Origin of the sequence: Veillonella rodentium, assembly GCF_900187285.1 — a bacterium.
GTDB lineage: Bacteria > Bacillota > Negativicutes > Veillonellales > Veillonellaceae > Veillonella > Veillonella rodentium.
On record NZ_LT906470.1, the window covers coordinates 1974730 to 1986811 of the forward strand.

Annotated in this window: 7 protein-coding genes and 1 riboswitch; of the genes, 1 reads left to right on the forward strand and 6 read right to left on the reverse strand. The window is 48.6% G+C overall.

The annotated features are described in order from the left end of the window. Window positions 1-29: 29 nt before the first annotated feature. From meaB to CKV62_RS09125, 3 genes are read right to left on the reverse strand one after another with little or no spacing between them, the layout of a single operon-like run. Window positions 30-1283 (reverse strand): methylmalonyl Co-A mutase-associated GTPase MeaB, encoded by a 1254-nt coding sequence (meaB, locus tag CKV62_RS09115; RefSeq protein ID WP_095066626.1) that lies wholly within the window; start codon window positions 1281-1283, stop codon window positions 30-32. After that, on the reverse strand, window positions 1276-3465 hold the full coding sequence (gene scpA / locus CKV62_RS09120; protein WP_095066627.1) for a methylmalonyl-CoA mutase: 2190 nt from the start codon (window positions 3463-3465) through the stop codon (window positions 1276-1278). The genes meaB and scpA overlap by 8 nt, the downstream gene beginning before the upstream one ends. Before the next feature lie 4 nt (window positions 3466-3469). Further along, window positions 3470-5632: a methylmalonyl-CoA mutase family protein gene (locus CKV62_RS09125; protein ID WP_095066628.1), complete on the reverse strand. Its 2163-nt coding sequence runs from the start codon at window positions 5630-5632 to the stop codon at window positions 3470-3472. A 258-nt stretch (window positions 5633-5890) separates the two neighbouring features. After that, window positions 5891-6065: riboswitch (cobalamin riboswitch) on the reverse strand. Window positions 6066-6242: 177 nt separating this feature from the next. Here CKV62_RS09125 and rarD point away from each other — a divergent pair. Further along, window positions 6243-7127 (forward strand): EamA family transporter RarD, encoded by an 885-nt coding sequence (gene rarD / locus CKV62_RS09130; RefSeq protein WP_095066629.1) that lies wholly within the window; start codon window positions 6243-6245, stop codon window positions 7125-7127. Window positions 7128-7264: 137 nt separating this feature from the next. On the opposite strand, the gene CKV62_RS09135 is transcribed toward rarD, so the two are convergent. The 3 genes from CKV62_RS09135 to CKV62_RS09145 form a co-directional block, all read right to left on the reverse strand. Next, window positions 7265-7879, reverse strand: coding sequence for a tetratricopeptide repeat protein (locus CKV62_RS09135; RefSeq protein ID WP_095066630.1), 615 nt, complete (start codon window positions 7877-7879; stop codon window positions 7265-7267). Between the two features lie 116 nt (window positions 7880-7995). Then, window positions 7996-10818, reverse strand: coding sequence for an FAD-binding and (Fe-S)-binding domain-containing protein (locus CKV62_RS09140; RefSeq protein WP_095066631.1), 2823 nt, complete (start codon window positions 10816-10818; stop codon window positions 7996-7998). Between the two features lie 457 nt (window positions 10819-11275). Further along, window positions 11276-12070 (reverse strand): sulfite exporter TauE/SafE family protein, encoded by a 795-nt coding sequence (locus CKV62_RS09145; RefSeq protein WP_095066632.1) that lies wholly within the window; start codon window positions 12068-12070, stop codon window positions 11276-11278. Window positions 12071-12082: the final 12 nt, after the last annotated feature.

Sequence of the window (12082 nt, forward strand, 5' to 3'; positions counted from 1 at the left end):
TAGATGTCGGGCCTCTTTTCATTATTTTTCTATTTAATCGATTTATCAAAGATTCCGATCAGTTCTTCTACGGCCTGCGATTCGCTCATTTTACCGTTCAGTACGGCCGCTTCCACTTCGCCCATGCGCCCTTGAATGACAACATTATTAAAGAACAGGTTGTGCAAGTGTTCATCAATCATGTCGCGCACCCATTGTAAGGACTGTTCCTGACGTCGTTTGAGGAACACTCCGTTTTCCTTGCATTGTTCGGCGAACTCTTCGATAACCTCCCATAGCTCGGGCAGGCCGTCTTTAGTAACAGCCGAGCAAGTATAGGCCCGAGTCTTCCATTTTTCCGTAGCCGGACGGATGTAATGCAACATCCGGTCGTAATCGCTGCGCGCAATGAGGGCCCGTTTAAGGTTATCCCCATCCGCCTTATTGACTACGATGGCGTCCGCCAGTTCCATAACGCCTTTTTTAATGCCCTGCAGTTCATCACCGGCACCGGTGAGAACGATGAGCATAAAGAAGTCCACCATGGAGCGGACGGTGACCTCACTTTGACCGACACCGACGGTCTCCACGAGGATAATATCATATCCCGCCGCTTCACACAGCAGCATAGTTTCTCTACTTTTACGGGCTACGCCGCCCAATGTGCCGCCCGCAGGGGACGGACGAATATACGCATTCGGATGTTTCGTCAATGTTTCCATACGCGTCTTATCGCCCAGAATACTGCCCTTCGTGACCTGACTCGTCGGATCCACCGCAAGAACCGCCACCTTGTAACCCGCTTCAATGAGCATGTTGCCGAAGGCTTCAATAACGGTACTTTTACCGGCTCCCGGCACACCTGTTATGCCGATGCGCAACGCCTTGCCCGTACGGGGCAACACAGCCTGCAGCACCTGCTGTGCCGTTTGAAAATGCATTGTATTATTACTTTCAACCAATGTAATGGCCCGTGAAAGTATGACGCGGTCACCCTGCTCGATACCGTGCACATAATCAGCAACGGTCAGCTTTTTACGTCGCTGCACGGGTCGTGACGACGGGGCCAGATGAGCGGAGCTCGTCACGAGGCCGTCATGCATTTCCTTGACGCCCTTCATCACGTGACACGCGTACGTGTCATCCGCTTTCGCTTCTTCCGGCACCCAGTCGGGACGATAGGTACCGCCCTCGGCGCTTGCGTTTTTTACACCCAGTTCGGGGGCGTTACTTTCACCGGAGGTAAAAGTAGCGTCCTGCGTGTTACGCAATTCATCCGGAGCAGTCCGTTTCTTATCAGTCATTAGACTCTTCCTGAACGTGGCTGCTCAAGGTTTCCAATAATTTTTTCGCCGCTACCGGCAAAACTGTACCGGGTCCAAAGATAGCCACTGCGCCATGTTCGCGTAGGAATTCATAGTCCTGAGCAGGGATTACGCCACCGATGGCAACCAAAATATCTCCACGGCCCCGCTTGTTGAGTTCCTCTACAAGTTGAGGCAACAATGTTTTATGCCCCGCCGCAAGAGAACTGAATCCGACAATATGAACGTCATTATCCACCGCATCCTGAGCTGTTTCTTCCGGAGTCTGGAACAAAGGTCCGATATCCACGTCAAAGCCCATATCCGCGAAGGATGTAGCAATTACTTTCGCGCCGCGATCATGACCGTCCTGACCCATCTTGGCAATCATGATACGAGGACGACGACCTTCGATTTCTTCAAAATCATCCGCCATCTGACGTACTTCCCTGATCACATCGTCATCTTCAAATTCGCTGGAGTATACGCCGGAGATGGAACGGATAACCGCTTTATGACGGCCGCACACCTTTTCAACGGCAAAGGAAATTTCGCCCAGGGATGCACGGGCACGGGCCGCTTCAAGCGCAAGGGCAAGCAAGTTGCCTTCGCCCGATTCCGTAGCGTTCGTAATCGCTTCGAGACAGGATTGAACCTTTTCTTCATCGCGGTTGGCGCGCAATTGTTCAAGGCGACGAATTTGCGCTTCACGTACCGCCGTATTATCTACATCGAGAATATCCAACGGATCTTCCTTATCTAAGCGATATTTGTTGATGCCGATGATCGCTTCACGACCGGAGTCGATACGAGCCTGACGACGTGCGGCGGCTTCTTCGATACGCATCTTAGGAAGCCCTGTGTCGATAGCTTTCGCCATACCGCCGAGGGATTCGATTTCCTGAATGTGACCCCAGGCGCGACGAATCAATTCGTCGGTCAACGCTTCTACATAGTAGGAGCCGCCCCATGGGTCGATAACCTTACATACCTTCGTTTCATCCTGGATGTAAAGTTGAGTATTACGCGCAATACGCGCCGAGAAGTCCGTAGGCAATGCGATCGCTTCGTCAAGCGCATTCGTATGAAGTGACTGGGTATGACCCAAAGCGGCGCCCATCGCTTCCATACATGTACGAGCCACGTTGTTGAACGGATCCTGTTCCGTAAGAGACCAGCCGGATGTCTGGCTATGTGTACGAAGAGCCATGGATTTAGGATTTTCAGAGCCGAAGCTTTTAATAATCTTAGCCCACAACATACGAGCCGCACGCATCTTCGCCACTTCCATGAAGTAGTTTTTGCCGATAGCCCAGAAGAAGGACAAGCGCGGTGCGAACTGGTCAACGTGAAGGCCCGCATTGACACCGGTACGGATGTACTCGAGACCGTCGGCCAATGTATAACCCAATTCGATATCCGCCGTAGCGCCCGCTTCCTGCATATGGTAACCGGAAATGGAGATGCTGTTAAACTTCGGCATATTTTGCGATGTATACGCGAAGATATCCCCGATGATACGCATGGATGTAGCCGGAGGATAGATATATGTATTACGCACCATGAATTCTTTCAAAATATCGTTTTGAATTGTGCCGGCCATAACCTTTTTATCTACGCCCTGTTCTTCACCGGCTAAGATGTAGAACGCCATTACCGGCAAAACGGCGCCGTTCATGGTCATGGATACGGACATCTGATCAAGAGGAATACCGGAGAACAGAATTTCCATATCCAGGATGGAATCCACCGCAACGCCCGCTTTACCGACGTCGCCCACAACGCGTGGATGGTCGGAGTCATAGCCGCGGTGAGTGGCAAGGTCAAAGGCGATAGACAAACCCTTCTGACCGGCTGCCAAGTTACGGCGATAGAACGCATTGGATTCTTCCGCTGTGGAGAAACCGGCGTACTGACGAACCGTCCAAGGACGCGTTACATACATCGTGGAATAAGGTCCGCGCAAATACGGAGGCACACCGGCCATGTAATCGAGATGTGTCATTCCTTCATAATCCCTCTCCGTATAGAGCGGTTTCACCTGAATCTGTTCCATCGTCGTATTGTATAACTCTTCAAAGCTTTTTCCCGTTTCCTTTTGGAGTTCAGCAAGCCATGCATCGCGAGATGTAGCCGTCTGGGTTCCCAAGCCAAGAGAGGAGAAGTCTGGATTTTTAAACATGAGCTCACATCCCTTTCTTATCTTGTAACGTATGTAAGATTTCGTAACAATTTGCACGAACGGAAATGAAATCATCTACGCCCGCTTCGCGGTAGGTAGGCTCCAGGTCCTTCGGAGGTGCCCCTGCCAGGATAACCGTCACATTCGGCATAGTTTCCTTCAACTCCTTGGCGAGCGGCGGAACCAATTCAGGATAAGTGGCATCCGTAGAACAGATAACCACTACATCGGCGCCGCTTTCACGAGCCGCCTTCGCCGCATCAGCCGTCGTTTCATGACCGTCGTTCTTGATAACCTCGAACGCCGCCACTTCAAAGAAGCCTGTGGAGAAATCGGCGCGCGGTTTATGTTGCGGTATAGGACCCATATTCGCCAGGAATACCTTCACATTGTCCTTCGTCCGTTGTTTGTATTCTTCCGTACGCATTCTGAGCGCCTCAAATTGTTCCGTCCAGCGATGAGGCGTGATGGCTTCGATCGTTTCCGATGAGATATCGCCCGCATCTAAAGCTTTGCGGATTTGACGCATCGTCAATTTCTGCAACGCCCCCAGTTCGATAAGTCCGATCAATGCGCCCGGTTCCGTCGTACTCGCCTCCAGCGCCGCCTGAGCTTTCGCAACCGCATCAGGATCGGCTCCGGCCAGGTACGCCTCGATTTGCGCCGTCCGTTTTTGACGCAATGTATCCTGATTTTCAGGCTTAGGATCCAAGAGTTCTTCGGTCATGTTCGCATACATGTTGTTCCCTACGGCAACGTCTTTGCGGTATGCCAGGTTCTCGAACCGCTCTGCCAATACAGCTTTCACCTGCACCTGCGGATACCCTTCCTTCAATGCGGCGACAATGCCGCCTTTCGCTTCAATAGTCTGAAATTCGGCCCAGATTTTTTCACACAGTTCGGCCGCCAAGGTTTCCACATACCAGGAACCGCCTACAGGATCCACAGGTTGACGCAATTCGAATTCTGTCTGCAACATGACCTGAATATTACGCGCAATACGACGGGAGAAATCGTCGGATTTGCGAATCGGCTGGTCAAACGGAGATACTTCCAGGCTGTCCAAACCGCCCACAACGCCGGAGAATGCCTGTGTCGTGTTACGCAACAGATTTACATACGGATCGTATACGGTCTTTGTGAAAGCCGATGTTCTGCCGTGAACATGCACCGCGCGATCGCTTTCATCAGCACCGAAGGCCTCCATGATACGCGCCCAGATCACACGCAAAGCGCGCAATTTCGCAATTTCCATGAAGAAATTGGCCCCTAAGGAGAATGTGAACATCATGCTGTTTGCAATGGTGTGAATATCCACGTTGCGTTGCGCCAGCTGACGAACATAGCACGCCGCCGTCGCCAGAGCGTAAGCCACTTCCTGCACATCATTAGCACCGCCGTTTGCATAGGCATCGCCGGAAATAAGGACAGTCTTGAGCTGTGGCGCCTGTTCGGAAGCCCAGATCACGCTATGTGCCATTTCATCAAACGCCGTGTCCAACGACATATGCAGCGTGCCGTCCTTCACCCATACGCCGATAGGATCCGCGCCTACGAGACCTTTCAGGTCGGACGTCTGTTTTTTCGTCGCTTTCACAGTGGCGGAAATCATCCCCAACAGGATGGCGGATGATGCACCGGCCTCGATGTAGAGAGGATTTTCTTTGAAGTTAAACCGTTCCAATAATTGCGTGCAATCTTCAACAGTCGATAAAGATGTACCGCCCTCGCCTACAGCGGCGTCGACCTGCACATCCTGATCATGACGCGTCGCTTCATCCAGCCGGATGTTATGAATCGTACTGCCCTTGACAATTTCGTACAGGCTCGCATGATTTGCGTCCTTCGGTAACGACTCATCTACGTATTGCGACACGCCCCAGGAATCCTTAATATAGCCGCTCGCCTTGGTGCCTCTCAAAAATTGCCCCGCACCGGGATACACTCCCTTCGGAATTTTTTCCTGATGCAACGCTGGCGTATAAATCGGCTGTAAAGTAATTCCTTCATAGGTTTTGGTGAACATCTTTTTATGAAAGTCCCCGCCCTTTAAAGCCTTTTCAACCTCAGCCTGCCATTTTTCATACGTAGGTTTCTCAAATTCATCAAATGACACAGGAGCTAGCAGTTCACTATTTGCGGCATTTGAAGCCATTTTATCAGACATATATGTGCCTCCTTTTCAACTCGAAACCATACTGGGAACAGCGAATCCGTCATCGTACCTATAAACTGTTCGGGATGAATCCGACTCGAGCAAATCCGGCATTACCGAGTCGTAATACAAAGCTCCTAATACGCCCCTCCCGAATGGCAACAAAAAACGTGCCACCCTGGAGTGACACGTTAGGTTTCTTGTTGAAAGGTACACAAAAACCTCTAAGCAGTATACCTCAATCCCCTTCCTATCGCTCGTAGGTACATAACGGTGATTATCAAATAGGCAGTTCTCCTGGCTCGGGGTCATCGCCTCGCTTTCGCCTTCCCAGATTGCTCCAGTGACATTATGAAAGCAGGCTCGTCCTTACAGTGGCGGGACCGCATCGGCTTATACCGATTTCTCTATTAAGTCTTGTGACACCTATTCTCAATATTTTGTTGTTCTCCCTTAAATATAGTGTAAAACACTGCATCCAGTCAACATTTATAAAATCAATTCATAAGTACCTAATTTTATATTATATGTAAAAAGCATACAGCATAACTAAAAGTAATATATTCGCATCGCACATGAATAATGCTATAATAAATCATATTTACCAGGAGGCATCTATTCTATGGAACACACAGATAAAAAAGGGCTGCTTATGGCCCTCAGCTGTTATATCATATGGGGATTACTCCCTATTTACTGGGCACTGTTACAGCACATTTCCCCTTATACCGTACTGGCTCATCGCATCATATGGTCCGGCATTTTTATGGCTTTCATCGTTATGGGCATAAATTTTACACAATTCAAAAAGGACTGCCACCATTTATGGACACATCATTCACAAATCGAACTGCTCCTATGCACCGCATTACTGGTCAGCCTCAACTGGGGCACCTATATCTGGGCCATCGCGAATAATCATGTTATGGACACCAGTCTCGGCTACTATATCAACCCGCTCCTCAATGTACTGTTGGGCGTCATCATTTTCAAAGAGGTCCTCACGTTTCCGAAAAAGCTCAGTGTCGGCATCGCCGCCTTGGGCATCACCTTCCTTACGTGGCAACTGGGCTCTCTGCCGTGGATTTCCGTGGCCCTCGCCGTCTCATTCGGCCTCTACGGTGCGGTAAAGAAAAAACTGATCATCCATCCGTTCACGAGCATCGCCCTCGAAACATGGATTGTAACCCCTCTCGCCGTATTGTACACGACGTTCATCGACACATCGTCATGGTCCTATTTCGGCACGGACTGGAATACGACCCTGCTGTTCATCGGATCGGGCCTGACCACATCGGCTCCGCTCATACTGTTTTCGTATGGCGCCCGCCTGTTACCGCTTAATGTACTCGGCTTTCTGCAATACGTATCGCCTACCATCGCGTTACTCCTGGCGATCTTCTACTTCGGTGAAAGCTTCACTACGACGAACATCATCGCCTTCTCCTGTATCTGGCTCGCCCTCGTCATCTTTACGATGTCGAATCAGTTGCAACGGAACAGGTAAAATATATATTCAACATATAAACAATATAGCCCCTCCGCTATTAAAGAATAACATCTTTGTGCCGCCCTGATATCAGATTGAACTTGATCTGATGGTAGGGCGACCTTCATAGTGGAAGGGCTATTTTACTATATAAATTATTTTATCAATGCTTCAAAGCGGGGCTGACCGTGGTATTTCATAAAATGATCCTGCTCCGCTGCCACGGCTTTCACGGACGGATCGATTTTAATCGCCTGTTCCAGCCAGTCGAGAGCTTTTACATCATCCCCCTGATCCGCATAAATGGTGGCGATACCGTAAACGGACCATGTATTACGAGGATCCTTTTCCAATACACGCTCAAACCATTCCTTGGACTCGTTCAAGCGGCCCTGCAATTTATAGACCATCGCCATATTGTAATAATTGGCCACGTTATCGGAATCTAAATCGTAAGATTTCCTGGTGTCCTGCAGACCCTTGTCCGTATCCCCCTGTAGCGCCTCCGCCATGCCGCGCACAGAATACGCCTCCGCATTGCCCGCATGAGCCGCTATCGATGCGGTGGCCTCCTGTACGGCCTTGTCGTAATCGCCCGCTGAAAGGGCCGACTTGGCCGCCGTTACATGTGAATCGGAGTCCTCATTCACCTTGGACTTCTCCACCGTTGTGGCCGTAGCGGTCTCCTGCGTCCGGTCTCTATCGACGCCACACCCCCAGACACCAAGCAAACTTACGAGCAAATATACACATAATAAAGCAGATCTCATAAAACACCCCGCTTATCAATTCTACCGATTTAGACACAATTTCCGGAGATGCGGTTCAGGTAACTCGTCCTTTTCGTTATATCTCAGATAATTTACATCTGTAACTCATTAATTTATTACTTTTTACTTGTAGAACACCGGTCTAACAGATACGCAATGCCGACGAACGGAATGCCCGAGTTTTCACCGAGCCCGATTTCACAAGTCGAACTGGAGCTGACACCAAGGGTCACACCGTATTCGGCCACCTCGCCGGACAAGTCTTTCGTAGCGCATTTATTGAGCTCCGGCGTAAAGAACCCCTTTTGTCCCGCAAAACCGTCACAAGCGAACGACTTGATATTGAATACATGATCGGAGCAAAGATTTGCGAGCTGCTCAATATATTCGGACTTGCCGGCGGATTTAATCTTACATTGTTTATGTACGAGAACACGTTCATCGCATTTACGGATATCAAGGCGCGGCACCACATGATTATACAAGTACTCGGAAATATCATTGATTTCCAAATCCGTAATATGTTTGAAAGCATGGCTGAAACATGCACTGTGGTCGATTACGATAGGATATTTACCGTTTTCGGAGGCAGTCATCAATGCATCATGAAGATCCTTGAGCGCCCGTTTATCGATATCTTCATAATTTTCAAAGCTGAGACCGCAGCAGAGGTTTTCAATATGCGGCGGATACACCACATCGATATGAGCTTTGCTGCATAAGCTTTCAAAAACCTGTTGCAAGCTTCGTTCATCGTTATAGCCCTGGTTCGGACGGAACGCGCGGTTGGCGCAGGTACTGAAGTATACGACCCGTTCAAAATTGCCAGGCTTGATGCGGTTCTTCAATTTATAACGGTTCGCCTTCGGTGTCGTCTTCGGCAAGTACGGCGTCATTCCGGTCACGCCATGTAAACCATCCGTGATTTTTGAAATCGCCTTCTTCGTCACGATAGCGCCGGCAATGCCTTCAAGGCTCACGCCGGCACGGCACATATCAAGGGTCGTCGCGAAATTATCGTAAATCGTCTTCGCGAGACTCGGTGCAGGCGGATCGATTTTACGCATGGACAATGCAATCTGCGCCGTATCGATACTGAGCGGACATAGACCTTTACACATGGAACATGCCGCACAGGTATCCACTCCATAGTACTGATAACCTTTTTTAAGCTCAGCGGCAAGCGTGAAATTACCTTCCGCTTCAAGTCGTTTCGTTTCACGCAATAACGCGATGCGTTGACGCGGTGTCAATGTTAAATTGCGACTCGGACAATGCTTTTCACAGAAACCGCATTCCATACAAATGGTGAAAGCATCATCAATAACGCATTGCGCTTTCAGATTTTTCTTGTACACATCAGGATCATCGGTAATGATAACATCAGGATTCAAGATGCCCGTAGGGTCGAAGATGGCCTTGATACGACGATTGATTTCATACGCCTTCTTGCCCCATTCCATTTCAACAAACGGAGCGACCATGCGACCTGTACCATGTTCCGCCTTCAAGGAGCCGCCGAATCCGGATACGCGCTCGGACATTTCTTTCACCAGATCGGCGAAATTCTTGGTATCCTTAGGATTGCTGAAATCGGGGGTGATATTAAAATGCACGTTCCCGCTCAAAGCATGACCGAAAATAACGCCGCCGTCCACAAAATCATATTTATGGAATAGCTCCGTAATCATTTCGATGCCCTTGGTGAAGTCCTCGATTTTGAAGCACACATCCTCGGTGATAACCGTTGTACCTTTCTTGCGCTGCCCGCCGACAATCGGCAGGATGCCCTTGCGGATAGCCCACCACGAATCATATTCCTTCGGATCTTGGGAATATAGGCTCGGCATAGCCGTCGGAATATCCTTCAACTGATCTTTAATAAACGCTAAGTTCGCATCCACCGTTTCCTTTGAATAGCTTTCAGTTTGGAACAGAATCGCACTGGTACCTTCCGGTACTTCGCTAAGAAAAGCCGGCACATTTTCAAGACTTTGTACCGCGCAGAGCGATTGGTAATCCATCATTTCCGCAGCGACGACCTTCTCGCGGCCCATGTTGGCAAGGGCGACAACCGCGAGAGAAGCGTCGTTCAATGTGCGGAAGAACATGAGACCGCACCCCTTATGAGGCACGTCCTCAACGGTATTGTACACGATTTCGGACACGAAACCTAACGTGCCTTCGGAGCCGATAAACAGATGATTGATAATATCAATAATATCTTCAAAATCAACAAGTGAATTCAAGCCGTAACCGGTAGTATTTTTAATCTTGTATTTATGATGAATCATGTGTGTCAATTCTTCATCTGCTAAGATATCTTTGCGCAATTGCAAAATATCCTCCACCATTTGCGGTTTTTCCTTGAGGAACTGCTTGACGCTCTTCGGATCCGATGTATCGAGAATCGTTCCGTCCAACAATACGACGCGAATGGAACGGATTGTCTTGTATGAGTTCTGTGCCGTACCGCAGCACATGCCGGATGAGTTGTTATTCAAAATACCGCCAATCAGAGCAGTCGCAATGGTTGCCGGATCAGGTCCGATCTTGCGATTATACGGTTGTAGCATATCATTCGCATCAGAACCGATTACACCGCAATCACATTTTAATGCAAGGCCGTTATCCAGAACCTCCATCTTTTTAAAACCGTCATTACATACGATGAGTACATCTTCACAGGAACACTGACCGGACAAGGACGAACCGGCAGCCCTGAATGCGAATGGCGTACCGCATTGTTGACCCAGACGAATCAAGCGGCGAACCTCGGACTCATCCTGCGCTTTCACCACAACCTTCGGCAAATAGCTGTAACAGGATGCATCCACGCCATATGCATAACGTCTCAGATAATCCGTATACACACGATCTTTACAAATCTCCTGCGCCTCTTTGGCAAAACGGTCATAATCTCTTACTAATGAATTCACTTGAATAACCTCCAATCCCAGCTTAAGGAAATCTTTATAAATTTAGTATACGCCGTTCTCATTATGCCTACCACAATTATGCATAATTTATATCTCTTCCAATAATTATCGATATCGATACGCCTTTTAAATTATATGTTGAAAGTACATCTCATTCGCATTATCATGTACCGATTTCTCCACATGTAAAGCAAAAAGGCCCCTATCCATCCGGATCAGATATACACGAATAAAAAAGTATCTCTAAATCCATATAGATAGGGACTTGAACATATATAACCCTACAAGAATCAGATAGCAATATATATACATAAAACCTTCATGTATATATATTTTATCCATTACATTCTCAATTACAAATATGTATGATTTTTTTTCATAGCAAAATAAAAACAGATCTACTATATAACTCAGCATAAACACATTTTACAAAACATTCTACAAAATCGACACCATATCAGAACAAAATGCCGGACCCGATAATCAGCCGCACCGCCAGTGCGAATACGCAGACACTCATCAATGCCAGAATGACCTTTGCTTTCAGACGTTTTGCAATCTGTGCCCCCGCCTGGGCCCCGAACAGAGCGCCGAAACTGGCAGGAATAGCAATGCTGAATACGATATGGTTCGACAGGAAGTGTGTAATAACGCCCACCATGGTGGATACCGCCAAAATGGCCTGACTCGTAGCCGTCGCCAGATGTGTGGGAAAGCTCATCAGATAGATAAGCGCCGGCACGTGAATAAGCCCGCCGCCGATACCGAAGATGCTGGATATAAAGCCGACCACAATGCTGATAGCGATGCCTAGCGGCTTATTATAGGTAACCTCATCCAGCGTGAGGGACTCCGCTTGACGCTCGCCTTTACGGAAATTTTTAAATCCGATCAAAATAGATACACAGGCCAGGAAACACCCGAAGGCAAACATAAATTCAGGGCCTGAGAACCAGGCGGACATACGCGCCCCTAAAATGGCGCCCGGAAAGGTGGCCAGGCTGAAAATAAGAGCGGCGCTGATAAACACCTTTTTCTGCCTGATATACGCCAGCGAACCGGAAATAGCATTACACATAACGGCAAATAAAGACGTGCCCACGATCATCGACGGCGACCACTGAGGAAACCAGTACATGAATAAAGGCACAAAAATGAGACCTCCACCGGCGCCGATAATCGTCCCTAACATGGCCGTAAAAAAACCGACGATCATAAAAAATAAATAGAATACAAACGGATTATCAATCATAATACAACCTCC

Coding starts and splice junctions, on each gene's coding strand:
- CKV62_RS09145 (WP_095066632.1), bottom strand. CDS start 12,070: ATGATTGATAATCCGTTTGTATTCTATTTATTTTTTATGATCGTCGGT.
- CKV62_RS09135 (WP_095066630.1), bottom strand. CDS start 7,879: ATGAGATCTGCTTTATTATGTGTATATTTGCTCGTAAGTTTGCTTGGT.
- meaB (WP_095066626.1), bottom strand. CDS start 1,283: ATGACTGATAAGAAACGGACTGCTCCGGATGAATTGCGTAACACGCAG.
- CKV62_RS09125 (WP_095066628.1), bottom strand. CDS start 5,632: ATGTCTGATAAAATGGCTTCAAATGCCGCAAATAGTGAACTGCTAGCT.
- rarD (WP_095066629.1), top strand. CDS start 6,243: ATGGAACACACAGATAAAAAAGGGCTGCTTATGGCCCTCAGCTGTTAT.
- scpA (WP_095066627.1), bottom strand. CDS start 3,465: ATGTTTAAAAATCCAGACTTCTCCTCTCTTGGCTTGGGAACCCAGACG.